Here is a 25,206-nt window from a genome sequence, read left to right as displayed (position 1 = left end):
TCGCCAACTTCATGTTTGCGACCGGGATCGAAAACAGCATCCCGACCATCGACCATGGCAAGACCCGCCGCGACGAAATGGCGGAGTGCGGCCACTACGAGCGCTGGCGCGAGGATTTCGACTGCGTCCAGGAGATCGGCATCAACTACCTGCGCTACGGCCCGCCGCTGCACCGCACGTTCCTTGCGCCCAACCGATTCGACTGGGAATTTTCCGATCTCACCTTCGCCGACTTGAAGCGCCGCGGCATCACGCCGATCGTCGACCTGTGCCACTTCGGCGTCCCCGACTGGATCGGCAACTTCCAGAACCCCGATTTCCCGCGCCTGTTCGCCCATTATTGCGGCGAATTCGCCGAGCGCTTCCCCTGGGTCCAGCTCTACACCCCAATGAACGAGATGTTCATTTGCGCGGTCTTCTCGGCGAAATACGGTTGGTGGAACGAGCAGAAGAAGGACGACAAATCCTTCGTCACCGCATTGAAGCACATCGTCAAAGCCAATGTCATGGGGATGATCGAAATCCTCAAGCGCCGCCACGACGCCATCTTCATCCAGTCCGAATCCTCGGAATATTTCCATGCCGACAGCCCTGGCGCGATCGGCCGCGCCGAAGTGCTCAACCAGATGCGCTTTCTCAGCCTCGACCTGAATTACGGCCGGCGCGTCGACAGCGGGATGTACCAGTACCTGCTCGACCACGGTTTCACTCGGGAGGAATATGAGTGGTTCCTGGAGCACCGGCTGAAGCAGCACTGTATCCTCGGCAATGATTATTACCGGACCAATGAGCATCGCGTGTTCGAAGACGGCCACACCGTCGCCGCCGGCGAAACCTTCGGCTATTCCGAGATCACGCGCCAATATTACGAGCGTTACCAGCTGCCCGTCATGCATACCGAAACCAACCTGGTCGAAGGCCCGCACGGCGACGAAGCGGTCAAGTGGCTGTGGAAGGAATGGGCCAACGTGCTGCGCCTGCGCAACGTCGGCATCCCCACCGTCGGCTTCACCTGGTACAGCCTGACCGACCAGGTCGACTGGGACACCGCGCTTCGGGAGCGGAACGGCAACGTCAACCCGCTCGGCCTGTTCGATCTCGACCGCAAGATCCGCAACGTTGGACGGGCGTACAAGCAGCTCATCGCCGACTGGCGAAACGTGCTTCCGGCGCAGAGCGTGTGCCTGGTCGTGCCGATCAAGAAACTGTCCGAACATGACGAGCATGACGCCGCGGGACGGGACCTCAACGAACGGGCGCTGACCGATGGCTGAGCTGAAGATCGCCAGGATCGAGACCTTCTTCGTCCCGCCGCGGTGGATGTTCTGCCGGGTCGAGACCAGCGATGGTGCGGTCGGCTGGGGCGAGCCCAGCCTGGAGGGCCATGCCGAAGCGGTCGAGGGCGCGTTCGAGGCGCTGAAGGACCGCTTCATCGGCCACGACGCCAACCGCATCGAGGACATCTGGCAGATCGCCTATCGCGGCGGCTTCTACCGCGGCGGGCCGGTGCTGATGAGCGCGCTTGCCGGGTTTGAACAGGCGCTGTGGGACCTGAAAGGCAAGGCGCTGGGCGTGCCGGCGTGGGAGATGCTGGGCGGGCGTGTCCGCGACCGGGTGCGAGCCTACGCCTGGATTGGCGGCGACCGGCCGCACGAGATTGCCGAGGCAGCGAAGGCGCGCGCCGGCCAGGGCTTTTCCGCGGTCAAGATGAACGCCACTGCCGAACTCGACTGGATCGGCACGCCGCGCCTGTTCGACGAGGTGGTGAAGCGCGTCGAGGCGGCGCAGGGCGCGGGGCTCGACGTCGGGCTCGACTTCCACGGCCGGGTGCACCGCCCGATGGCCAAGCAGCTGGCCAAGGTGCTCGAGCCCCTCGGCCTGCTGTTCATCGAAGAGCCGCTGCTCAGCGAGAACCCCGAAGGGTTGAAGCAGATCGCGGAACTGGTCAGCACGCCGATCGCGCTCGGTGAGCGATTGTTCAGCCGCTGGGACTTCAAGCCCTTCTTCGAAATGGGCGCGGTGGATATCATCCAGCCCGACCTCAGCCATGCCGGCGGGCTGCTCGAATGCCGCAAGATCGCGGCGATGGCCGAAGCCTATGACGTCGCGGTCGCGCCGCATTGCCCGCTCGGGCCGCTGGCGCTGGCGTCCTGCCTGCAGCTCGCGGCGTGCACGCCCAATGTCGCGATCCAGGAGATGAGCCTGGGCATCCATTACAATGCCGGCGGGCACGACCTGCTGAACTTCACCACGACGCCCGAGGTGTTGACGCCGCAGGACGGCTATTTGCCGATCCCGACCCGGCCGGGGCTCGGCATCAGTATCGACGAAGATGCGGTACGCGCCGCCGACAAGGACCGCCATCGCTGGCGCAACCCCGTGTGGCGGCAACACGACGGCTGCTTCGCCGAGTGGTGATTAGTGACACTTGAAGCGGTCGAAGGGTTCCAGGCAGCTGCGGCAGCGCCACTGCGCCTTGCACGGGGTTGAGCCGAAGCGGCTGACCTCCTCCGTGTCGGTCGATCCGCACTGCGGGCAGGTCGCGGCCTTGGCGAGGTCGGGCGGGGCGATGCCGTAGCGTTGCAGCGCCTGGCGCCCGTCCTCGCTGATCCAGTCGGTCGTCCAAGGGGGCGACATCACCGTTTCGATCGTCACGTCGCGATAGCCCGCGGCGTCGAGCGCATCGCGGATCGACTGTTCGATGACGGCGCTGGCCGGGCACCCCGAATAGGTCGACGTGATCCGCACGCGATCTTTTTCAACCGCGCGGACGATGCCGAGATCGACCACCGACACGACCGGGATCTCCGGGTCGGGAACGCCTTTCAACAGCGCCCAGATCGCTTCTTCATCCATCACACGCGCTCCAGCGCCAGCGCGATTCCCTGCCCGACGCCGATGCACATCGTCGCGAGTGCGTAGCGGCCGCCGGTCCTCTGAAGCTCCTCGGTTGCGGTCAGCGCGAGGCGTGCGCCCGACATGCCGAGCGGATGGCCGAGCGCAATCGCGCCGCCATTGGGGTTCACGCGCGCATCGTCGTCCGGGATGCCGAGCTGGCGAAGGACTGCGAGGCCCTGCGCGGCGAAGGCTTCGTTGAGTTCGATGACGTCGAGGTCCGCAACGCCAATGCCGAGCCGCTTGAGCAGTTTCTCGGTCGCGGGTGCGGGGCCGATGCCCATGATCCGCGGCGGAACGCCGGCGACCGCGCCGCCGAGAATGCGCGCGCGCGGCGTCAGGCCATTGCGCTTGGCAGCCTCTTCCGAGGCGACGATGATCGCCGCCGCGCCGTCGTTAACGCCCGAGGCGTTGCCGGCGGTCACCGTGCCGTCCTTTCGCACGATGGGCTTGAGCGCGGCGAGTTTTTCCAAGCTCGTCAGGCGTGGATGCTCGTCCTTGTCGACGGTCAGCGGATCTCCCTTGCGCTGCGGGATTTCGACCGCGACGATTTCGGCGGACAGGCGGCCGCTGGCCTGCGCCGCGGCGGTTTTCTCCTGGCTGCGCAGCGCGAACGCGTCTTGGTCCGCGCGGCTGATGTTGAAATCGTCGGCAACATTCTCCGCCGTGCTCGGCATCGTGTCGTCGCCATAGGCATCGCGCATCTTCGGGTTGACGAAGCGCCAGCCGATGGTGGTGTCGTAAATCTCGGCGTTGCGGTCGAACGCGCTCTGCGCCTTGGGCAGAACGAAGGGCGCGCGGCTCATGCTTTCGCTTCCCCCGGCGATGATCAGGTCGGCATCGCCGCCGCGGATCGCGCGCGCGGCCATCGCCACCGCATCGAGCCCCGACCCGCACAAGCGGTTGAGGGTCACCCCGCCGCTGCTGTCGGGCAGGCCCGCGAGCAGCCCCGCCATCCGCGCGAGGTTGCGATTGTCCTCCCCCGCCTGGTTGGCACAGCCGAGGATGACGTCGTCGAGGCTGGCCCAGTCGACGTCCGGATTGCGGTCGATCAGCGCGCGGATCGGGATCGCCGCGAGGTCGTCCGCACGAATGCTGCTGAGCGCCCCGCCGTAGCGGCCGATGGGGGTGCGGATGGCGTTACAGACGTAGGCTTCGGTCATGGCTTAGGTTGTGCGTCCTTCGAGACGGGCCTTCGGCTCGCCTTGCTCGCTCAGTCCCTCCTCAGGATGAGCGGGAATGAGATCAATATGTTCCGCTCGTCCTGAGGAGCGATTGAGCGGAGCGAAGCGGAGACGAAAGCGCGTCTCGAAGGATCAGATCACGCCCCGCCGCATCTGATCCAGCTCGATGCTTTCGAACAGCGCCTTGAAATTGCCCTCGCCGAAGCCTTCGTTGCCCTTGCGCTGGATGATTTCGAAGAAGATCGGGCCGATCACGTTCTGGGTGAAGATCTGCAGCAAGAGGCCCTGCCCTTCGGTCGGGGCGCCGTCCATCAGGATGCGGCGCTTCTCAAGCTCGGGGATGCTTTCGTCATGGCCCTGGATGCGCTTGGGCAGCATCTCGTAATAAGTGTCGGGCGTGTCCTGGAAAGGGATGCCGCGGTCCCGCAGCACGTCGACCGCCTGATAAATGTCGGTGGTGCCGAGGGCGATGTGCTGGATGCCTTCGCCTTTATATTCGCGCAGGAATTCCTCGATCTGACTCTTGTCGTCCTGGCTTTCGTTGAGCGGGATGCGAATCTTGCCGCAGGGCGACGTCATCGCCTTGGAGAACAGGCCGGTGACCTTACCTTCGATGTCGAAGTAGCGAATCTCGCGGAAGTTGAAGAGCCGCTCGTAGAAATCGGCCCAGGTCGCCATCTGCCCGCGGTTCACATTGTGCGTCAGGTGATCGATGTAGGTCAGCTTGCTGTCGGCATCGGCCATCCGCTGCTGCCAATCGGGGTGGAAGTCGAAGTCGACGTCGTAAATGCTGCCCTGATCGCTCTTCGCGCCGGCATAGCGGTCGACGAAGAACAGGCGCGATCCGCCAATGCCCTCGATCGCCGGGATGTCGAGTTCGCCATCGCCCTTGGCGACCTGGACGTCGGTGGCGCCGAGGCTGAGCGCGCGGGCGTGCGCGGCCTTGGCGTCGGTGACTCGGAACGCCATCGCGCAGGCGCTGGGGCCGTGGTCGCGGGCATAGGCCTCGGCGTAGCTGCCGGGTTCGGCGTTGATGATGAAATTGCAGTCGCCCTGCTTGTGAAGGGTGACGTTCTTGCTCTTGTGGCGCGCGACTTCGGGGAAGCCCATCTTGGTGAAGAGCGAGCGCAAAAGCTCGATATCCGGCGCGGTATATTCGACGAATTCGAAGCCGTCGGTGCCCATCGGGTTGGCAAAGCCGGTGACGGTCTTTTCTTCCACTGCGGTGGCCATGTCAGAACTCCTTTGCGGCCCAACTGCGCTCGACGGCTCGTGATTTCAACCGTTCAGAAAGTCACAAAAGGTCGTGCTCATCATGCGCGCGAGGATCGCCAAGCGGGCGCGGCGACGCCGTCGCGAAGCTGCGCTAGACGAATCGCAAGGCTGTAGGACAGGAGAATCGGCATGGACACGCCGGACGGATGGACGCTGGACGACAGGGCGCTGATCCGCACCTTCAAGTTCAGGATTTCAGCGAAGCGTTTGCATTCCTGACCCGCGTCGCAATGCATGCCGAGAAGGTCGATCATCACCCCGAATTCACGAGCGTTTGGAACCGCGTCGATTTCCGGCTGACGAGCCATGATGCAGGCGGCGTGACGGAGCGCGACGTGAAGCTTGCACAAGCGATCAATGGAATGCTGTGACGAGCCGGGGGCTGACCGGATTTAGCGCGCGGCGTTCATCCGGGCTTCGAGCGCGGTCGAGCGCCGGGCCATAGCGGCAACTTCGCGCGCGTCCATTGGCCGGTCGAAGGCAACGCCGAGGATCCCCGGACCGTCCCACCGCACCTCCGCCGCGAGGGCGAGCGTTCCGCAGTCGAGGATCACGCCGGTGCCGACCGGGATGGGCGCGGCGCAGGCCAGCTTCGCGCCGCCGGCCGAAAGGTCGAGCAGCTGGACCGAATGCCGCCCGCCATTGGCCTGCAGGAAGGCCGGCAAGGCGACCGACACGCGCGGGAAGGCGCGGCGATCCTCGTAGGCGGTTTCGGAAGGCGAGACGGAGGCCATGTCATAGCCTTTAGGCGCAAGGGTGCTGCGATAGCGTAAACGCGGGACGAACGGCGGACATTGCGCGTTCAGGCGGAACAGCAGATAGGACGGTCGACATGAAGCGCCGCGCGATCACCTTTGCTTATCCTTATCCCGACGAGGTTGGGAGACGCTGACGCGCGCGTTATAAAACGACGACCCGACCTCGACCCGCCCAGCTTCCGCTCGGCGGGTTTTTTGTTGTTCGATGAAGGAATGAGAAATGTTCGACGAACCTAACCGAAGCGGAGACCACACCCCACCCCCGGCCCCTCCCATCAAGGGGAGTGGAGTGCGTGGGCGTCTTACGTCGTTTCACAGAATTGGGAGGCATTTACCGCCGAAGACCATGCGGTGTGGGACCTGCTGTTCGCGCGGCAGGTCGAGCTGCTCGGCGGGCGCGTGGTGGCGCCGTTCCTCGACGGGATCGACCTGCTCAAGCTGGCGCATCCGGGCGTGCCCGATGTCGATGGGCTGAACGCGATCCTCACCCCGCGCACCGGCTGGCGCGTGGTGGCGGTGCCGGGGCTGGTGCCGGACGAGACCTTCTTCGCCATGCTCAGCGAGCGCGTGTTCCCGGTCGGCAATTTCATTCGTACGCGCGACCAGCTCGACTATCTCGAGGCGCCCGACTGCTTCCACGACATGTTCGGGCACATCCCGATGCTGGCGCACCACGACTTTGCCGAGATGACGCGGCACATCGGCGAGCTGGGCAGCGCGGCGGGCCAGGGCGAGCGCGCGTCCCGTATCTACTGGCACAGCGTCGAATTTGGGCTGGCGCGCGAAGGCGGCGAGCTCAAGATCCTCGGCGCGGGGCTCGCCTCGAGCCTTGGCGAGGCGCATTTCAGTTTGGAGAGCGACGAGGTCGAGCGGCTGCCCTTCTCGGTCGCGCGGGCGGTGGCCACGCCTTATCGCAATGACGTCTTCCAGCCGCTGTACCTGGTGTCGGAGTCGCTCGAGCGGACCATCGCCGAGGTAATGGCGCTGACGCCGGAAGCTTTGATCGCGTTCTAATTCGTTCGTCCTGAGCGAAGTCCGGGACGAGCGAGCGTTGAGGAAGGGGTGTTCCGGCGGCGTTTGCCTCTTATAGGCCCTCCCATGGCCGACCAGCCGACCCGGCAGGAATATCGCAGCGGGCACGACCCGCGCACCTTGCGCGATGCGCTGGGGTGCTTCGCGACGGGGGTGACGGTGGCCACGTGCCTCAATCCCGAGGGAGAGCCGGCGGGGCTGACGGTCAACAGCTTCACTTCGGTCTCGCTCGACCCGCCCTTGCTGCTGGTGTGCCTGGCCAAGGCCGCTGCGAGCGCGGCGGCGCTGATCGCGGCGCCGCACTTCGCGGTCAACGTGCTGCAGACCGGGCAAAAGCCCGATTCGATCCGCTTTTCGACCCGCGACCAAGACCGCTTCGGCGCCACCAGCTGGACGTGCGGCGAGGACGGCGCGCCGATCCTGGAGGAATCGCTCGGCGTGTTCGAATGCGCGCGCTTCGCCGTCTATGACGGTGGCGATCACCACATCCTCGTCGGGCGCGTGGTCAAGGCGAGCTTCGACGCCGGGCTCGACCCCCTGCTCTATTTCCGCGGCAAGTACCGGCGGCTGCACTTCGACTAAAGGTCGACGACCAGATCTTCGGGGTGCTTGGTGAAGCGGCGGACGATGGCAACGATGATGCCGCCGACGACAATCCCGGCGACGGCCGAGCCGAGCGCGTAAGCGAGCCATTCGACGATCGGGCCAATCGGGCCCACGGCATGGCCGGCAACCTCCGACCAGTGATGGATGGTGTGCGGCACGATTTCGAGCAGGTGCAGTTCTTCGAGGCCGTGGAGGATGATGCCGCCGCCGACCCACAGCATCGCCGCGGTGCCGATCACCGACAAAGCGGCGAGCAGCTTGGGGACGACGTGGACCAGGCCGTTGCCGAAGGCACGGGCGCCGGCATTGCGCCGCTCGGCCATGTGCAGCCCGATGTCGTCGAGCTTCACGATCAGCGCGACGACGCCATAGACGCCCGCAGTGATGCCCAGCGAGACGACGAACAGCGCAAAGGCCGTCGTCCACAGCGACATCGGGCCGAGGCTGGCCAGCGCAATCGCCATGATTTCCGCCGAAAGGATGAAATCGGTGCGGATCGCGCCCTTGACCTGGAGCTTCTCGAGCTCGGCCGGGTCGGCCATGGCATCGACCAGCTCCTCCTCGTGATGGCTTTCATGGAGCAGCTTTTCCATAATCTTCTCGGTCGCTTCGAACGCCAGATAGGCGCCGCCGAGCATCAATAACGGCGTGATCAGGAAGGGCGCGAAGGCGGTCAGCAGCAGCGCCGCGGGGAGCAGCACGAGCAATTTGTTGCGCAGGCTGCCGATGGCGATCTTGCCGATGATCGGCAGTTCGCGCTCGGGTGCGAGGCCGACGACGTAGCGCGGGGTGACCGCGGTATCGTCGATCACCACGCCGGCCGCCTTGGCGCTGGCCTTGGTCGCGGCCAGGCCGACGTCGTCGACCGACGCTGCGGCAAGCTTGGCGATGGTGGCGACGTCGTCGAGGAGCGCGATCAGGCCGGAGGGCATGGCGCGCCTTTGGCCGATCCGTGCGGGAGGAACAATCCCGTTCGTCCTGAGCGGAGCGCAGCGTAGTCGAAGGGCGTCGTGCCAGCGCCCTTCGACAAGCTCAGGACGAACGAGGTTTGCGCGACTGGTCGGTTCCGCTAGCAAGCCCGCCATGCTGGCAATGGACTTCATCAAGAGCGACCGGGAAACGGTCGAGCGCGCGATTCGGGACAAGGGGGTCGAGCTTGATCTGGACGCCTTGCTTGGCCTCGACGGCGAGGTGCGCGCGCTCAAGACCGAGATCGACGCCCTGCGCGCCGAACGCAATGCAGTCAGCGCGCGGTTCAGGGACGCAACGCCCGAGGAGAAGGCCGAACTGGGGCGGCAGGCGAAGGACGCCGGGGCGCGGGCGAGCGAGCTGGAAGGACAGTTGGGCGCCAAAAGCGCCGAGCTCAACGCGCTGATGCTGAAGCTGCCCGGCATTCCGTACGCGGGCGCGCCGGTCGGGCCGGACGAAAGCTTCAACACGGTCATCCGCACCGAGGGCGCGCCGCCGAAATTCGACTTCGAACCGATCGACCATGTCGCGCTGATCGAGAAGAACGGCTGGGCGGACCTCAGCCGCGTCACGCAGGTGTCGGGATCGCGCACCTATTGCCTCAAGGGGCGCTTGGCGCTGCTCGAGATGAAGCTGATGGCCTGGGCGCTGGAGCGGATTGCGGCAGCGGGCTTCACGCCGATCACCGTGCCCGCGATCGCGCGCGAACAGGCGTTCCTCAACCAGGGCCAGTTTCCCGGTCACCGCGAAGAGACCTATGAGCTGCCCAATGACGACGCGTGGCTGGCGGGGACGGCGGAGGTCGTGCTGACCTCGCTCCACGCGGGCGAGATCATCGACGGGGCGCAGCTGCCGGTGCTTTACGCGGGTTACTCGCCCTGCTTCCGGCGCGAGGCGGGAAGCGCGGGCAAGGACGTGCGCGGGCTGCTGCGCGTCCACCAGTTCGTCAAGGTCGAGCAATATGTGATCTGCGAGGCGGACGAGGGCCAATCGGCCAATTGGCACGCGCAATTGCTGCAACAGGCCGAGCTGCTGCTGCAGGCGATGGAGATCCCCTATCAGGTGATCGAGACGTCGACCGGCGACATGGGCCTGGGCAAATATCGCATGAACGATATCGAGAGCTGGGTGCCCTCGCTCGGCAAATATCGCGAGACGCACAGCTGCTCGACCTTGCATGACTGGCAGGCGCGGCGCGCCAACATCCGCTACCGCGGCGCCGACGGCAAGGTGCGGTTCGCCCACACGCTCAACAACACCGCGCTGGCGAGCCCGCGCATCCTTGTGCCGCTGCTGGAGAACCACCAGACGGCGGATGGGCGCGTGAAATTGCCCAAGGCGCTGCAGGAGCTGATGGGCGGCGAGTACCTCTGACATGGACTGGCAGGGCGACGACCGGCCGCCGCCGCTGGGACTGCGGCTGCGGGAGGCGGCGTGGTTCGTGCCGCGCATCTGGCGGACGTTCGGATCGACCAAGCCGTGCGGTCCCGAGGACGGGGCGCCCGCGCTGGTCATTCCCGGCTGGGTGGCGCGCGACCAGTCGACCGCGGCGCTGCGCCGCGCGCTGGCCGATGCGGGCTTCCGCGTCCATGGCTGGGAGAATGGCATCAATTGGGGCGCGCGCGCCGACACGGTCGAGACGCTGAAGGCGCGGCTCGACGCGATTGGCGCAACGGACCCGGTGCTGGTCGTGGGCTGGAGTTTGGGCGGGCTGTTCGCACGCGAGCTGGCACGCGCGGCACCCGAGCGGGTGCGGGCGGTGGTGACTCTCGGATCACCCTTTTCCGGCGATCCCAAGCAGAACAATGTGTGGCGGATGTACGAGCGGATCGCGGGCCACAAGGTCGATGAGCCGCCGCTGCCGCGGATCACTGCCAAGCCGCCGGTGCCATGCCTGGCCTTGTGGTCGCGGCAGGACGGCCTGATCGCGCCGCGATCGGCGCGCGGGCTCGACGACGAGCGCGATTGCGAAGTCGAGCTGACATGCACGCACATGGCATTCGGGGTGTCGCCCAAAGCGGCGCGCGAAGTGGTGCGCGAAATCCATAGCTTCCTGAAAAATCACGCCTGATTCCCGAACGTTATTGTTCCGGCAACGGAAAGACCCCATTTTGCGGTCATGAAGTGGGAACGGACACCCACCGCGCGCGCCCCGGCCTCGGGCCGTGACGACGTTCATCCCGACGACCTGGCGCCGGCGGGATGGCACCGCCTGCGCGAGGTGGCTTGGCACATTCCGCGGCTGCTGTCGGGGCTTGGTCCGCTGGGGCCGCGCGGCCCTGAAGACGGGCCGCCCGTGCTGGTCATCCCCGGCTTCTTGGCGACCGACCGGACGACGATGGAGCTGCGCCGCGCGCTTGCCCGGGCAGGCTGGTGCGCGCATCCGTGGTTGCTCGGCATCAACACCGGCGCCAAGCGCGACACGCTCGAACTGCTCGAAAAGCGGCTTGACGAGCTGGCCGACCAGCGCGGCGTGCTGGTGGTCGGCTGGAGCTTGGGGGCATGTTCGCGCGCCAGGTGGCGCATCGCTGCCCGCAGAAAGTGCGCGGCGTGGTGACACTGGGATCGCCATTCAGCGGCGACCTCAAGACCAGCACCAACGTGCGCCAATTGTACGAGCGGATCGCGGGGCACGACGTCAACGAGCCGCCCTTCCCCAATTTGCAGCACAAGCCGCCGGTGCCGACGCTGGCAATGTGGGGCCGGCGCGACGGGATCGTCGCCGCAAGCGCCGCGCGCGGGCGCCCGGGTGAGGCCGACAAGGCGGTCGAGATCGACACCCATCACATGGGATTTGCCGTCTATCGCCCGGCGCTGAGCCGGGTGGTGGCGGAGATTTCGGCCTTCCTGACCGAGGCGGAAGGCAAGCCGCCGGTCACGCGGCCGACATCGTCGATGCCGGTCGCCGAAGCGCGCGTCGTCGGCTGATCTGGGGCGGCGCGAGTCGCGCCATTGACTCCCGAGGCGGAGTCGAGAGACAAGAACAAAACTAGAACAAAAACGTTGTGAGTCGTGTGGCAGGAAGCTTGTCCCTGGTCGCCGGCGGAGGTGCTTTGGCGCGCTCCGGATGGGCGGATTCATCCTCCCCAGCATTTGCCGGGGAGGGAGGCCATCTTGCGGGCCGACAGAACCCCTCCCACGAACTCGTGGGGAGGATGGTGCTGCCCTCGCCGCCGCGCCCAACCTTGTCCGAGCTGTTCGCGGCTCACCCGCGCGACGGCGGGTGGGCGGGGTTCCTGCTCGCCCAGGTCGATGAGTCGCGGCCCGTGCTGTGGGTGCAGGACCGCATGGCGATCCTTGAAAGCGGGCGGATCTATCCGCCCGGGCTGCCGCGCTTCCCGCTGCTCCATGTCGAGGCGCGCGATGCGCGTGACGCGCTGTGGGCGATGGAGGAGGGCGTAAGATGCGCGGCCTTGTCCTGCGTCATCGGCGAATTGTGGGGCGACCCGCGCGCGCTCGATTTCACCGCCACGCGCCGGCTGGCGGTCGCGGCCGAACGCAGCGGGGTGCCGTGCTGGCTGGTCCGGCTGGGCGCCACCGCCAACCTCAGCGGGGCGCGCATGCGCTGGCGGATCGCGAGCGCGCCGTCGCTGCCAAATCCGCTCGACCCCAAGGCATCGGGCGCACCGGCATGGGACGCCGAGCTGTTCCGCGCGCGTGGGGCGCCGCCGGGGCGGTGGAGCGTTTTCCATGAGGCAGATCGCGTCCATCTGGTTGCCGCGCCTGGCGATCGAGCGCTGGGCGAAAACGAGCGACGCCGCGCCTGACCAGCCGATCGTCCTGACCGTCGAAGGCACGCACGGGCCGATCATCCACGCCGTCACCGACGCCGCCGCCGCGCGCGGTGCGCATGCTGGAACGCGGCTGACCGATGCGCGGGCGATCGACCCGGGACTGGTCGCGGTGCTGGCGGATCCGGCGGGCGATGCGGCTTTGCTCGAGCGGCTGGCGCGCTGGGCGGGGCGCTGGTCGCCGTTGGTCGAGGTGGAGCCCTCGACTTCGCTCGGGACAGGCCCCTCGACTTCGCTCGGGACAGGCGGGGCGGACGGGTTGCGGCTGGATGTCACGGGGGTCGCGCATCTGTTCGGCGGTGAGGCGGGGCTGGTTGCAGACATCCGCGAGCGGTTCGCGGGAGCGGGGCTGACGGCGCGGGTGGCGATTGCGCCGACGGCGGGCGCGGCATGGGCACTCGCCAGATTTTCCTCTCCCTCACCCCGCTCAGCTTCGTCGAGTCGCCCTCTCCCCGCCGGGGAGAGGGGAATTGGCGCCGCCCTCGCCCCGCTGCCCGTCGCCGCCTTGCGCCTCCCGCCCGAGGCGGTGCGGACGCTTGAGCGCTTGGGGCTCAAGACCATCGGCCAGCTCGCGGGAATCGAGCGGCGGAGCCTGGCGCGCCGGTTTCGCGAGGCGGACAATCCGGTCGACGCACTCGACCGTGCGCTGGGCCGCAAGGCGGAGCCGCTGACCGCGGTGCCGGCCGAGCAGCCGCCGCGCGCGCTGCTTCGGCTGGAAGAGCCGGCGACTCACCCCGAGGCGCCGAGCCAAGCGCTCGAACGGCTGATCGCGCCGCTCGTCCGCCAGCTCGAGCAGCGGCGGCTCGGCGCGCGGCGGGTGTCGCTGGCGGGATATCGCGTCGACGGCAGCGTGGCGGTGGCCGCGGTCGCAACCTCGATCCCGAGCCGCGAGCCCAGGCATCTGCACCGTCTGCTCGCCGACAAGGCGGCGGCGCTCAATCCCGAATTCGGATTCGACGCTTTCGCGTTGCAGGCCGACTGGACCGAGGATTTGCGCGCGGGCCAGGATTCGCTTGTGGAGGCGCCATCGGGCACGCGCGCGCTCGCCGGATTGGTCGATCGGCTAACGGTCAAGCTCGGCCCCGAGCGCGTGCGCCGGCCGGTGGCGATCGAGAGCCACATGCCCGAGCGCGCGAGCGGGTGGGGTGCTGCCATAAGCGCCCCCCTGTCGCGCAGCGATGGGGAGGAGCTTGAGCGCCCCCAACGCCTGCTCGACCGGGCCGAGGCGATCGACGTCATCTACGCCACGCCCGAAGGCCTGCCGCGGCGGTTCGTGTGGCGACGGGCGGTGCACGACATCATCCGCGTCGCGGGGCCTGAGCGGATCGCGCCCGAATGGTGGCGCGCGCCGTCGAGCAGCCGCCTGCGCGATTATTACCGCGTCGAGGACCAGGCCGGGCGGCGATACTGGATCTATCGCGAAGGCCTGATCGGCGACGGGCGCGGCGGCCTGCCCGGCTGGTTCATCCATGGGTTGTTCGGGTGAGGCGGCGCCTGATCACATCCTCCCCGGCCTTTGCCGGGGAGGTGGCCGCGAAGCGTGCGGTCCCCCTCCCCACGAACCCGTGGGGAGGATGATCGGCGATGCCGCAGAATGACGGCTTTGCGCGGCGAAAGCTGGAGCGTGACCCCGATGCGCCAGCGCCGGACATCGCGCGCGCAGCTTATGTCGAACTGGGCGTGACCAGCCCATTCTCCTTCCTGCGCGGGGCGTCGGACGCGATCGAGCTGGCGCTGACCGCGCTGCGCCAAGGGCATGATTCGCTCGGCATCGCCGACCGCAACACGCTTGCCGGCGTGGTGCGGATGCACAGCGCGTGTGAGGGCGCGGGGCTGAAGCCGCTGATCGGGTGCCGGCTGGATATTGAGCTGGAACTCGTTCGTCCTGAGCGGAGCGCAAAGCGCGTAGTCGAAGGGCGTCCTGCAACGACGTTGTGCCAGGGCCCTTCGACAAGCTCAGGACCAACGGGTGATGAGGCTGGTCAGGTCAGCCTGCTCGCTTACCCGATCGACCGCGATGGCTATGGGCGGCTGTCGCGGCTGCTGAGCCTGGGCAAGATGCGGGCGGAGAAGGGGGAATGCCTGCTGTCGCTTGGCGATGTCGCCATGTACCAGGAGGGCATCGCGTTCATCGCTTGGCCGCAGGACAACCTCGACGCATTCGAGGCGGACCTGCCGCGGTTGCGCGCGGCGCTGCCCTCGCTCGGCCATGTCGCGGCGAGTTGGCTGTATCGCGGTGACGATGCGGCGCGGATCGAGCGGCTCGACCGGATCGCCAAGCGGAACGGCTGCACCATCCTGGCGACCAACGACGTCCATTATCACGCGCCCGACCGGCGGCCGCTGCAGGATGTGATGAGCTGCATCCGCGAGAAGGTGACCCTGGTCACCGCGGGCTACCGGCTCAACCCCAATGCCGAGCGGCATTTGAAATCGCCTGACGAGATGATGCGGCTGTTCGCGCGCTGGCCGCACGCGATTTCGGCGACTCGCGAGTTCGCCGATGCGCTTCACTTCAGTTTGAACGAGCTGCGCTACGAATATCCGCGCGAGACGGTGCCCGAGGGGCGCAACCCGCAGCAGCATCTGGAGCATCTGACATGGGAGGGTGCGCGGCGCTTCTGGGGCGACAAGGTGCCGTACAAGGTGCTGACCCAGCTCAGCCATGAGCTGGCGCTGATCGCCAAGCTCGACTTCGCGCGCTATTTCCTGACCGTCCACGACATCGTCGCGTTTGCGCGCAGCCTCGACCCGCCGATCCTGTGCCAGGGGCGCGGCAGCGCGGCCAATAGCGCGGTCTGTTACTGCCTGGGGATCACCGCGGTCGACCCATCGGTCAACGACCTGCTGTTCGAGCGCTTCATCAGCGAAGAGCGCAAGGAGCCGCCCGATATCGACGTCGATTTCGAGCATGAGCGGCGCGAGGAAGTGATCCAGCACATCTACCAGAAGTACGGCCGCGACCGTGCCGGAATCGCCGCGACCGTCATCCATTACCGTCCGCGCAGCGCGATCCGCGAAGTGGGCAAGGTGATGGGCCTGAGCGAGGACGTATGCGCCGCCATCGCTTCCAATTATTGGGGGAGCATGGAGGCCGAGGTGGCCGAGGAGCGCGCCGCCGACGCGGGGCTCGACCTCAGCGACCCGCACCTCAAGCGGGTGATGAAGCTGGCCGAACAATTGATCGGCATGCCGCGCCATCTGTCGCAGCATGTCGGCGGCTTCATCCTCACCGAGCGGCCGCTGACCGAGACGGTGCCGATCGGCAATGGCGCGATGGACGACCGCACCTTCATCGAATGGGACAAGGACGACATCGAGGAGCTGGGCATCCTCAAGATCGACGTCCTCGCGCTCGGCATGCTGACCTGCTGCCGCAAGGCGTTCGACCTCATCAAAGCGCACCACGATACGCGCTGGGAACTGGCGACCGTCCCGCGCGAGGTCGCCCAAGTGTACGACATGCTGTGCAAAGGGGATTCGCTGGGCGTGTTCCAGGTCGAAAGCCGGGCGCAGATGAACATGCTGCCGCGCCTTCGCCCGCGCGAATTCTACGATCTGGTGATCGAGGTTGCGATCGTCCGCCCCGGGCCGATCCAGGGCGACATGGTCCACCCTTACCTCAAGCGGCGGCAGGGCAAGGAGCCGGTGACCTTCCCCTGCCCCGACCCCGAACATGGCGAGCCCGACGAGCTGGCGCGGATCCTGGGGCGGACACTCGGCGTGCCGATCTTCCAGGAACAGGCGATGAAGATCGCGCTCGACGCGGCCAAGTTCACGCCCGCCGAGGCCAACCAGCTGCGCAAGGCGATGGCCACCTTCCGCAGCCGCGGGAACATCGACCTGCTGCAGGACAAGATGGTCGAGCGGATGGTGACGCGCGGCTACGACCGCGACTTCGCCGAGCGCTGCTTCCACCAGATCCGCGGCTTCGGTGAATATGGCTTTCCCGAAAGCCACGCGGCAAGCTTCGCGCATTTGGTCTACGTCAGCAGCTGGATCAAATGGCGCTACCCCGCGGCGTTCGCCTGCGCGCTGCTCAATTCGCAGCCAATGGGGTTCTACGCGCCCGCGCAGATCGTCCGCGATGCCGAGGCGCATGGGGTCGAGGTGCTGCCGGTGGACGTCAATTGCAGCGAGTGGGATTGTACGTTGGAGGAGGTTGAGAGCAACCCGACATCCGTTCGTCCTGAGCGGAGCGCAGAGCGCGAAGTCGAAGGGCGCTTGGCACAGCCGTCTCAACTGCGCCCTTCGACAAGCTCAGGACGAACGGATGTGGGGCACTTTGCCTTAACCCCCCGCCGCAACGGCTGGGCGACCACCTCCGCGCCGGCGACCGCCGAAGTCCATCCGCCCGACGCCAACGAAAAGCGCATGGCGCTGCGGCTGGGGTTGCGGATGGTCGAGGGGCTGCGGCTGGATGCGGCCACTCGGATCGTCGGGGCGCGTGGGGACGTGCCGTACAGCGGGATCGAGGAGGTGCGGCGGCGGTCGGGCGCGGGCGTGGCGGCGATCGAGCGGCTGGCCGAAGCCGATGCGTTCGGATCGCTCGGCCTCGACCGGCGCGGCGCGCTGTGGGACGCACGGGCGCTCAAAGGCGCGCCCGACCTGCCGCTGTTCGCGCAGGCCGACATGGACGATGAGGGCTGGGAGACGGAGGTGGTGCGGCTGCCCGCCATGCCGATGGCCGAGCAGGTGGTGATCGATTACCAGACCACGCGCCTCAGCCTGAAAGCCCATCCGATGCAGTTCCTGCGCGATCATTATGCGCGGCGCGGGTTCGTCGCCGCGGGCGACCTGCGCAAGATGCGCTACGGCCGCCGCGTCAGCCTGGCCGGGCTGGTGCTGATCCGCCAGCGGCCGGGCAGCGCCAAAGGGGTGTGCTTCATCACGCTGGAAGACGAGACCGGGGTCGCCAACCTCGTCGTCTGGCCTGACCGCTTTGCCGCCAACCGCCGGATCGTAATGGGCGCGCGGCTGATGGTCGTGCACGGCGTGGTCCAGCATGACGAAGCGGTGGTCCACGTGGTCGCCGCGGGACTGGAGGACGATACCGGGATGCTGCGCCACCTGGCCGAGGATTCGATGCCCTCGACGCTCAGCCGCGGCGATGGCGGGGGCAGTTGGCGCCCACCCGCCGCGCGCCATCCGCGCGATGCCGAGATCATCCCCAAGAGCCGCGATTTTCACTAGGCGCGGATTTCGCTACGATGCCCGCCATGGTTGTCGCGTACCTTTTCGCGCTGGCCGCACAGGCCGCCGCGCCCGGGATCGAAGGCCGATGGGCAAACCCCAAGCGCAGCGTGGTCATGGTCATCGCGCCATGTGGCGCGCAGCTGTGCGGCACGGTCGAAGAGGCGTCCGACAAGGCCAAGGCCGACGCGCGCAAGGGCACCGCGCAACTGGTCGGATCCCAGTTGTTGACCGAGGTCCGGCCCGTCGCAAGCGGCCGCTGGCAGGGAAAGTTGTTCGTGCCCGACAAACGGATGCGGGTGACGGCGAAGCTGCAGCTGACCGATGCCGGCCAGCTCAAGGTGTCCGGCTGCGCGCTGGGCAAATCCCTGTGCAAGACGCAGGTGTGGACCCGCCAATGACCCGCGCTCCGTTCATCTGAGCGACAGGAAATTGCACGATTCTTGCCGCAAACTGTGGCTAACACCGTGACATGCAACGGATTCTCGCTCGAGTCCTGATGGTCGCGGCACTTGCCGCCATGCCGCTCGCCGCGCACGCGCGCGGGCTGGAGGGGCAATGGCGCAACCCCAAGGGCAGTGTCACCGTCAAGGTCACGCCGTGCGGCAGCAATGCCTACTGCGCGACGGTCGTCGAGGCGTCGGAGAAGGCCAAGGCTGGCGCGCGCAAGGGCGGCACCCCGCGCCTTATCGGAACGCAGATCCTGAGCGACCTCAAGCCCACGGGCAGCGGTACCTGGAAGGGCCGTGCGTTCGAGCCCAAGCGCAACATCCGCGCCCCCGCGACGGTCAAGGTCGTCGGCCCCAACATGATTACGGTGAAGGGCTGCGTGATCAGCGGGATCGTGTGCAAGTCGCAGCGCTGGACGCGCGTCGGCTAAAGCGCGATCGTCCCCGCGCCGATTTCCCCCGCCAGCACGGCAGTCTGCAACGCCGCCATTTCGTCCGCCCAATAGCGGTCGGCGGTGAAGTGCGGGCTGAGTTCGCGGATGCGGGCGTGGATCGCCCGCAGCCCGGCGGAGGTCTTGAGCGGGGCGTGATACTCGATGCCCTCGGCAGCGGCCATCAGCTCGACCGCGACGACGCCAGCGGCGTTGCGCGCGATCTGCGCCGCCTTGCGCGCGGCGATCGGGGCCATCGACACGTGATCTTCCTGGCCAGCGCTGGTGGGGATCGAATCGACACTTGCCGGGAAAGCGAGCGTCTTGTTCTCGCTAACCAAAGCGGCGGCGGTGACCTGCGGGATCATCATCCCCGAATTGACGCCCGAATCCTGCGTCAGGAAGGCGGGCAGTCCGCTCATCTTGGGATCGACCAGCACCGCGGTGCGCCGTTCGGACAGCGAGCCGACCTCGCACAGCGCCATGGCGATGATGTCGGCGGCGAAGGCGACCGGCTGGGCGTGGAAATTGCCGCCCGAAATCGCGCTGTCGTCATCCGGAAAGAGGATCGGATTGTCGGTCACCGCGCCCGCCTCGATCGTCAGCGTGCGTGCGGCATTGGTCAGCAGGTCGAGCGCGGCGCCCATCACCTGCGGCTGGCAGCGGAAGCTGTAGGGATCCTGCACGCGGGCACAGGCGACATGGCTGGTCAGGATCTCGCTGCCGTCGAGCAAGCCGGAAATGGCGGCGGCGACCGCAATCTGGCCCGGCTGGCCGCGGAGTTCGCTGATGCGCGGATCGAACGGCTTGGCGCTGCCCTTCAGGGCATCGACCGACATGGCGCCCGCGGCGATGGCGGCGGCGAACACGCGCTCACCCGTGAACAAGGCGTCGAGCGCGAGCGCCGTGCTCGCCTGCGTGCCGTTGATGAGCGCGAGGCCTTCCTTCGGGGCGAGCTGGAGCGGATCGAGCCCGAGTTGCGGCAGCGCGTCTTTCGCCGCGACGACCTGCCCGGCGATGTCGAACCAGCCGTAGCCCATCAGCGCGGCGATCATGTGCGCGAGCGGCGCGAGGTCGCCGCTGGCGCCGACGCTTCCCTGGCTCGGAATGCGCGGCATCGCGTCGGCATCGAGCAGCCGCTGCAGCGCGTCGATGACGAGGGTGCGCACGCCCGAATGGCCGCGCCCGAGCCCGAGCAATTTGAGGACGATCATCAGCCGCACGACATGGCGCGGCAACGGCTCGCCGAGCCCCGCGCTGTGCGACAGGATGAGGTTAGTCTGCAGCTCGGCCAACCGGTCGTGCGGGATGCGCGTGTTGGCGAGCAGGCCGAAGCCGGTGTTGATGCCGTAGACGGTGGCGCCGCCCGCGACGATCCGGTCGACCGAGGCGGCTGCTTCCGTGACACGCTGCATCGACGCGTCGTCGAGACGCGCGGGTGCGCCGGACCAGAGCTCGCGGAGGGTGGCGAGGGTGATTGTTTGGGGGTCGAGTGTCTGGGTCATTCCGTGGCGTTTGTCCTACGGACAAGAACAGCCCTTCGACAAGCTCAGGGCGGACGGAAATCGCGCTCGGTCCAGGACGAACTAGGGCTCCCCAGCCGGGTTAACCCGCGCCGCCTGCACCCACGGCGTGGTCATGGGATAGCAGGGTCCCCGCGTGCCGACGATATCATTGCGCTTGGCCTGTAGGCCCACGCGCTTCGCGATCCGTTGGAGATCCTTGGTCTGACTGTGGATGCGCCAGGCGCGATAGCGGGCATCCTGAAGCGCGGCGTTGATGTGGAAGGCCGTTTCGGGCGTCAGATAGTCGAGATGTTCGAGCGTGCGGATGCGCGCCCAGCTCGCCTGCTCGATCAGCATCGAATCATAGCTGTTCTGCATCCAATCATACATCGTCGCATATTCAGCCAGTTCCGCCGCCGGGAGCAGCGCCGCGTGGCCCGACTGCGCGGCGGCGTCCCAGCTGACCGACAGTGCCGTCCAAAATTGTGGGCGGCCAATCCATGTCGGTCGCTTGATCGGTCCGCCACGCGCGGCGGTGTCAACCAAGGCCTGGATCTCGTTGATCCGGTTGGTGAGGCACTGGTTGATGGACAGTCGCGATTCGAGCCGTCCCAAATATGTTGCAAGCTCGGTGCGAATGAGTTCGCGCGCCTCGCGGGCCTTGGCGCGGTCGCTGAGGTCTTCCGCGATCTCCTGCGCGCCCAGCGCGATCAACACGCCGAGAACGATGATCCCCACTTCGCCGGCGAAGGCCCGCCAGCCGCGCAGCGGTTTTGGCAGGCCTAGTCTCATTCGCGCCCCCAAGCGGCGCGCAGATTACCAGACGCATTGCCCCACGCCAATCGGCGTAAGGTCACCAGCGCCCGTCAGGCTGTCTGCTCCTGGAGCGCCTGCCGAAGATTCCGGGCGCGGCCTTCGAGCAAATCGAAGAGATCGAGCTTGAGTTCGAGGTCAATCAGATAGCGCGTAAGGTCAGCGGTTATTCCGGGCGATGATCTGACCTGAGCGACGGCCTTGCTGATGGAAGACGAATCGAGCGCAAGCCTGCAGGATTTTGGAAGGATGTTCATTTGCTCGCCGGAGGAACTTGTTCCGAGGGCTTCACGGCAGTGGGTCCGTATTTGACGTTGCGAAAGGTAGGGCATGACCCGCCGGAGGTGTTCTCGGTAGGGCGGGATCGTCCGGAACGTCGTCTCGGCCGTTTCAATCCCGGAATAATAGTTTTTCACTCTCTTTCGCAGGTCGGCGCCGTCGAGCCGATCGACACCTCCAGCGGCGATCATCTCGTCATAGGTGAACCGCGATAGAGTGCGCGGAACGACCTGGGTTGCCTGATAGGCGTCGATCAAGAATTGCTCGCCCGCGGGCCGCGGCGGCAGCTCGAGCACCTCAAGCGCGGCAAGCGCATGACTTCTGACCTGGCGATAATAGGCTCGGCGCTGTTGAAGGTCCGATTCGTTGGCGCGCAAGTCCTCGACCAACCGAATGCGGTAGCTCTCACTCTGTTGGCGTTCGATTCGCGCATCATTCCAGTTGCTGGCCTGCATGCCAAGAAAGACGCCAACGCCGACGATCAGGAGATCAATCGCGACCGAGAACCAATTTTGCTGCGCGGCATGCTCGCGAATGCGACGAATGACCATCGGGCCGCTGCTCCTTCAGACCTGCATAATGACCGCCTCGCGGCGACTGCGCTAGAGCGCCTGAAGTCGAGGGTCGAACGGCTCGTCACGCCGGTCATTAGGTGATCATAGGCAAATCCAGCCGCTGCTCCTTGGCGCAGTCAACGGCGATGCCGTAGCCCGCGTCCGCGTGCCGCATGACGCCCGTCGCGGGATCGTTCCAGAGCACGCGCTCCAGCCGGCGCGCGGCGTCGTCGGTGCCGTCGGCGACGATGACCATGCCACTGTGCTGCGAATAGCCCATGCCGACGCCGCCGCCGTGGTGGAGCGAGACCCAGGTCGCCCCGCTCGCGGTGTTGAGCAGCGCGTTGAGGAGCGGCCAATCGCTGACGACGTCGCTGCCGTCGGCCATGCTTTCGGTTTCGCGGTTGGGGCTGGCGACGCTGCCGCTGTCGAGATGGTCGCGGCCGATGACGATCGGGGCGCTGACTTCGCCGTTGCGGACCATTTCGTTGAAGGCGAGGCCGAGGCGGTGGCGCTGGCCGAGGCCGACCCAGCAGATGCGCGCGGGCAGGCCCTGGAAGGCGATGCGCTCGCGCGCCATGTCGAGCCAGCGGTGGAGGTGCGGATCGTCGGGGATCAGCTCCTTCACGCGCTGGTCGGTGCGGTAGATGTCTTCCGGATCGCCGCTCAGCGCGACCCAGCGGAACGGGCCGATGCCGCGGCAAAAAAGCGGGCGGACGTAGGCAGGGACGAAGCCGGGAAAGTCGAACGCGTGTTCGACGCCCATGTCCTTGGCTTCCTGGCGAATGTTGTTGCCATAATCGAAGGTGGGCACGCCCATGTCCTTGTAGGCGAGCATGGCTTCGACATGGACCGCGATCGATTGGCGCGCGGCGGCGGCGACCGCGGCGGGATCGCGCTCACGCATGTCCTGCCAGTGGGCGACGGTCCATCCGGCGGGGCAATAGCCGTTGGCGGGGTCGTGCGCGCTGGTCTGGTCGGTCAGCGCGTCGGGGCGGATCCCGCGCTTGAGCATTTCGGGCAGGATTTCGGCAGCGTTGCCAAGCAGGCCGACGCTGGTCGGTTCGGTCGCCGCGGCGATGATCTCGAGCGCCTCGTCGATGCTCGTCGCGCGCTTGTCGAGGTATCGGGTTTCGAGGCGTTTCTCGATGCGGCTGTCCTGGCATTCGATGGCGATGCAATGCGCGCCCGCCATGACCGCCGCGAGCGGTTGCGCGCCGCCCATGCCGCCCAAGCCCGCGGTGAGGATCCACTTGCCGGTGAGGTCGCCGCCGAAATGCTGGCGGCCCATTTCGGCGAAGGTCTCGTAGGTGCCTTGGACGATGCCCTGCGTGCCGATGTAGATCCAGCTGCCCGCGGTCATCTGGCCGTACATCATGAGGCCCGCGCGATCGAGCTGGTTGAACACCTCCCAATTCGCCCATTTGGGGACGAGGTTGGAGTTGGCGATGAGCACGCGCGGCGCATCCTTGTGCGTGCGGAACACGCCGACGGGCTTGCCCGACTGGACGAGCAGGGTGTGGTCCTCGTCCAGCCGCTTGAGCACCTCGACGATCTTGTCGAAGCAGGCCCAATTGCGCGCCGCGCGGCCGATGCCGCCATAGACGACCAGGCTCTGCGGGTCCTCGGCAACCTCATCGTCGAGGTTGTTCATCAGCATCCGCACCGCGGCTTCGGTGGTCCAGGCTTTCGCCTTGATCTCGGACCCGCGGCGGGCGCGAATGCGGCGGCTGTTGTCGCGTCGTTCGGTGGTCAAAACGTCCCCGCTCATCCTGAGTAGCCGCGTCAGCGGCCTTCGCTTTGCTTCGTCCCTACTCAGGATGAGCGGGGAGGTTAAGGGGGCGGCTCAGCCGAACATCAACGCCCACCAGACGAGCAGGAGGCCCGCGGTCGCCAGGGTCCAGACCAGCGTGCGCACCTTCGGCGTACCCGCGGCGTAGAGCGGCAGATAAATCGCGCGGCTGATCACGTAGAGCAGCGCGCCGACCTCGGTCTTCCAGCCCAGCCGGTCGAGGAAAGCCGCGCCAAGCAAGGCGGCGACGAACAGCGGCAGCGTTTCGAAGAGGTTGGCCTGCGCGCGCAGAAGCCGCCCGGCGAGCGGGTTGAGCGGCGGCATCTGCTCATCGCGCGCGCCGGTGTTCCAGTCGCGCCCATATTGCCGCGTGCGCGTCGACCCGGCCCAGAAGATGTTGACCAATGCGAGCAGGATGAGCGCGCCAAGGCAGATAAATTCGATTGGCATGGTGTTCTCCCCCTACGCGTCCGATCCGCCGAAAATGCGTCGCTCGGGACCGGGCAGGCCGACCCAATAAGCGAGCTCGGACACGCTTTCGATTTGCCACACCGCGAGGTCCGCCGCCTTGCCCGGCGCGAGGCTGCCGATGGCATGGGCGAGGCCGAGCGCGCGCGCGGCGTTGATCGTCATGCCCGCCAGCGCTTCTTCGGGGGTCAGGCCGAACAGGGTGCAGGCCATGTTGATCGCCAGCGTCGGCGACAGCATCGGCGAGGTGCCGGGGTTGCAGTCGGTCGCGACCGCAATCGGCACCTTGTGCTTGCGCAGAAGGTCGACCGGCGGCTTGCGGGTTTCCTGCAACGCATAGAATGCGCCGGGCAGCAGCACCGCGACGGTGCCAGCGGCGGCCATCGCCTTGGCGCCGGCTTCGTCGAGATGTTCGAGATGGTCGGCGCTGAGCGCGCGATATTGCGCGGCGAGCGCCGCGCCCTTCTGATTCGACAATTGCTCGGCGTGGAGCTTGACGCTGAGGCCGTGCGCGGCGGCGGCCTTGAACAGGCGATCGACCTCCGCCGGAGTGAAGGCGATGCCTTCGCAAAAGGCGTCGACGCTGATCGCGAGCTTTTCCCGGGCGACGGCGGGGATGAGCTGGTCGATCATCTCCGACACGTAGTGCGCGCGGCGGTCGCGCTGGTCGGCCGGAATGGCGTGGAGTGCGAGCAGGGTGGGGACGATGCGCACCGCCTCGTCCTCGCCGAGCTGCTTGGCTATCCGCAACAGCCGCAGCTCGCTTTTCGGATCGAGGCCGTAGCCCGACTTGATCTCGACCGTGGTGCAGCCGCCGCGCATCAATGCGTGGAGGCGGCGGCGGCTTTGGGCGAGCAATCCCTCGTCGCTGGCAGCGGCGGTGCGCGCAACGGTCGAGGCGATCCCGCCGCCGGCCTTGGCGATCTCCTCATAGCTTGCCCCCGCGCGGCGCATCGCATGTTCGTCGGCACGGGTGCCGCCGAAGACGAGGTGAGTGTGGCAATCGACCAGGCCGGGCGTGACCCAGGCGCCGTCGAGCGCGTCGACTTTTCGCGCGCGATAGCCCGCCAGTTCGGTGCGTTTGCCGGCGCGGACGATCTTGCCGTCGGATATGCCGATCGCGCCATTTTCGATCACGCCGAGGCCGCCGCCCTCCATGGTGGCGATGTTGCAGTCGACGAGCAGGCGGTCCCACATGGACATCGCCTTAGG

General features: G+C 67.0%; 24 protein-coding genes and 1 pseudogene. 14 read left to right on the top strand and 11 right to left on the bottom strand.

All coding sequences use genetic code 11. The features are described 5' to 3' along the window. Positions 1-11: 11 nt before the first annotated feature. Both H9L13_RS02230 and dgoD read left to right on the top strand, forming a co-directional pair. Positions 12-1,274 carry a family 1 glycosylhydrolase gene (locus H9L13_RS02230; protein WP_187538648.1) on the top strand — a complete coding sequence of 421 codons (1,263 nt, stop codon included), beginning with the start codon at positions 12-14 and terminating at the stop codon, positions 1,272-1,274. Beyond that, positions 1,267-2,418 (top strand): galactonate dehydratase, encoded by a 1,152-nt coding sequence (dgoD, locus tag H9L13_RS02225; protein WP_187538646.1) that lies wholly within the window; start codon positions 1,267-1,269, stop codon positions 2,416-2,418. The genes H9L13_RS02230 and dgoD overlap by 8 nt, the downstream gene beginning before the upstream one ends. On the opposite strand, the gene paaD is transcribed toward dgoD, so the two are convergent. The 3 genes from paaD to hppD all read right to left on the bottom strand — a co-directional run bounded on the left by paaD (position 2,419) and on the right by hppD (position 5,312). Further along, entirely contained in the window at positions 2,419-2,856 is a 438-nt protein-coding gene (gene paaD, locus H9L13_RS02220) for a 1,2-phenylacetyl-CoA epoxidase subunit PaaD (RefSeq protein ID WP_187538644.1), read from the bottom strand. It abuts the gene before it with no gap. Next, positions 2,856-4,058, bottom strand: a complete 1,203-nt coding sequence (pcaF, locus tag H9L13_RS02215) for a 3-oxoadipyl-CoA thiolase (protein ID WP_187538641.1) — start codon at positions 4,056-4,058, stop codon at positions 2,856-2,858. The genes paaD and pcaF overlap by 1 nt, the downstream gene beginning before the upstream one ends. Before the next feature lie 153 nt (positions 4,059-4,211). Then, complete coding sequence (gene hppD / locus H9L13_RS02210; protein ID WP_187538639.1) at positions 4,212-5,312, bottom strand: 4-hydroxyphenylpyruvate dioxygenase; 1,101 nt, start codon at positions 5,310-5,312, stop codon at positions 4,212-4,214. Positions 5,313-5,483: 171 nt separating this feature from the next. Between hppD and H9L13_RS02205 the strand changes: the two are divergent. Beyond that, positions 5,484-5,725, top strand: a pseudogene (locus tag H9L13_RS02205) (4a-hydroxytetrahydrobiopterin dehydratase). A 21-nt stretch (positions 5,726-5,746) separates the two neighbouring features. Here H9L13_RS02205 and H9L13_RS02200 read toward each other — a convergent pair. Next, entirely contained in the window at positions 5,747-6,088 is a 342-nt protein-coding gene (locus H9L13_RS02200; protein ID WP_187538637.1) for a PilZ domain-containing protein, read from the bottom strand. 375 nt (positions 6,089-6,463) lie between these two features. On the opposite strand from H9L13_RS02200, the gene H9L13_RS02195 reads away from it, so the two are divergent. Continuing rightward, complete coding sequence (locus H9L13_RS02195; protein WP_187538635.1) at positions 6,464-7,126, top strand: phenylalanine 4-monooxygenase; 663 nt, start codon at positions 6,464-6,466, stop codon at positions 7,124-7,126. An 84-nt stretch (positions 7,127-7,210) separates the two neighbouring features. Then, entirely contained in the window at positions 7,211-7,726 is a 516-nt protein-coding gene (locus tag H9L13_RS02190; RefSeq protein ID WP_187538633.1) for a flavin reductase family protein, read from the top strand. Here H9L13_RS02190 and H9L13_RS02185 read toward each other — a convergent pair. Further along, positions 7,723-8,682, bottom strand: a complete 960-nt coding sequence (locus H9L13_RS02185; protein ID WP_187538631.1) for a DUF808 domain-containing protein — start codon at positions 8,680-8,682, stop codon at positions 7,723-7,725. The genes H9L13_RS02190 and H9L13_RS02185 overlap by 4 nt on opposite strands. 151 nt (positions 8,683-8,833) lie before the next feature. Here H9L13_RS02185 and serS point away from each other — a divergent pair, with 151 nt between their 5' ends. From serS to H9L13_RS02140, 9 genes are all read left to right on the top strand, one after another. After that, positions 8,834-10,093 carry a serine--tRNA ligase gene (gene serS / locus H9L13_RS02180; protein ID WP_187538629.1) on the top strand — a complete coding sequence of 420 codons (1,260 nt, stop codon included), beginning with the start codon at positions 8,834-8,836 and terminating at the stop codon, positions 10,091-10,093. A 1-nt stretch (position 10,094) separates the two neighbouring features. Continuing rightward, positions 10,095-10,790, top strand: a complete 696-nt coding sequence (locus H9L13_RS02175; RefSeq protein WP_187538627.1) for an alpha/beta fold hydrolase — start codon at positions 10,095-10,097, stop codon at positions 10,788-10,790. A 48-nt stretch (positions 10,791-10,838) separates the two neighbouring features. Next, entirely contained in the window at positions 10,839-11,276 is a 438-nt protein-coding gene (locus H9L13_RS02170) for an esterase/lipase family protein (protein ID WP_187538625.1), read from the top strand. Then, positions 11,270-11,647 (top strand): hypothetical protein, encoded by a 378-nt coding sequence (locus tag H9L13_RS02165; RefSeq protein WP_187538624.1) that lies wholly within the window; start codon positions 11,270-11,272, stop codon positions 11,645-11,647. The genes H9L13_RS02170 and H9L13_RS02165 overlap by 7 nt, the downstream gene beginning before the upstream one ends. A 227-nt stretch (positions 11,648-11,874) precedes the next feature. Then, positions 11,875-12,486 (top strand): ImuA family protein, encoded by a 612-nt coding sequence (locus tag H9L13_RS02160; protein WP_187538622.1) that lies wholly within the window; start codon positions 11,875-11,877, stop codon positions 12,484-12,486. Beyond that, complete coding sequence (locus H9L13_RS02155) at positions 12,410-13,996, top strand: Y-family DNA polymerase (RefSeq protein WP_187538620.1); 1,587 nt, start codon at positions 12,410-12,412, stop codon at positions 13,994-13,996. Before H9L13_RS02160 ends, H9L13_RS02155 begins: the two co-directional genes overlap by 77 nt. 98 nt (positions 13,997-14,094) lie before the next feature. After that, positions 14,095-17,703 carry an error-prone DNA polymerase gene (locus tag H9L13_RS02150; RefSeq protein ID WP_187538618.1) on the top strand — a complete coding sequence of 1,203 codons (3,609 nt, stop codon included), beginning with the start codon at positions 14,095-14,097 and terminating at the stop codon, positions 17,701-17,703. A gap of 17 nt (positions 17,704-17,720) precedes the next feature. After that, entirely contained in the window at positions 17,721-18,104 is a 384-nt protein-coding gene (locus H9L13_RS02145; RefSeq protein WP_187538616.1) for a DUF2147 domain-containing protein, read from the top strand. Positions 18,105-18,175: 71 nt separating this feature from the next. Beyond that, positions 18,176-18,583: a DUF2147 domain-containing protein gene (locus tag H9L13_RS02140; protein WP_187538614.1), complete on the top strand. Its 408-nt coding sequence runs from the start codon at positions 18,176-18,178 to the stop codon at positions 18,581-18,583. Here H9L13_RS02140 and hutH read toward each other — a convergent pair. The 6 genes from hutH to hutI form a co-directional block, all read right to left on the bottom strand. Further along, positions 18,580-20,088 carry a histidine ammonia-lyase gene (gene hutH, locus H9L13_RS02135; RefSeq protein ID WP_187538612.1) on the bottom strand — a complete coding sequence of 503 codons (1,509 nt, stop codon included), beginning with the start codon at positions 20,086-20,088 and terminating at the stop codon, positions 18,580-18,582. The two genes, H9L13_RS02140 and hutH, sit on opposite strands and share 4 nt — an antisense overlap. Positions 20,089-20,169: 81 nt before the next feature. Further along, positions 20,170-20,880, bottom strand: coding sequence for a hypothetical protein (locus H9L13_RS02130; RefSeq protein ID WP_187538610.1), 711 nt, complete (start codon positions 20,878-20,880; stop codon positions 20,170-20,172). A gap of 74 nt (positions 20,881-20,954) precedes the next feature. Further along, positions 20,955-21,731, bottom strand: coding sequence for a hypothetical protein (locus tag H9L13_RS02125; protein ID WP_187538608.1), 777 nt, complete (start codon positions 21,729-21,731; stop codon positions 20,955-20,957). A gap of 97 nt (positions 21,732-21,828) precedes the next feature. Then, positions 21,829-23,505, bottom strand: coding sequence for a urocanate hydratase (gene hutU, locus H9L13_RS02120; RefSeq protein WP_187538606.1), 1,677 nt, complete (start codon positions 23,503-23,505; stop codon positions 21,829-21,831). Between the two features lie 75 nt (positions 23,506-23,580). After that, positions 23,581-23,976: an MAPEG family protein gene (locus H9L13_RS02115; RefSeq protein WP_187538603.1), complete on the bottom strand. Its 396-nt coding sequence runs from the start codon at positions 23,974-23,976 to the stop codon at positions 23,581-23,583. A gap of 12 nt (positions 23,977-23,988) precedes the next feature. Continuing rightward, positions 23,989-25,191: an imidazolonepropionase gene (gene hutI / locus H9L13_RS02110; RefSeq protein ID WP_408022118.1), complete on the bottom strand. Its 1,203-nt coding sequence runs from the start codon at positions 25,189-25,191 to the stop codon at positions 23,989-23,991. Positions 25,192-25,206 lie beyond the last annotated feature (15 nt).

Source organism: Sphingomonas lutea (genome assembly GCF_014396785.1).
Taxonomy (GTDB): Bacteria; Pseudomonadota; Alphaproteobacteria; order Sphingomonadales; family Sphingomonadaceae; genus Sphingomicrobium; species Sphingomicrobium luteum.
This window is presented reverse-complemented; position numbering and strand designations above follow the sequence as displayed.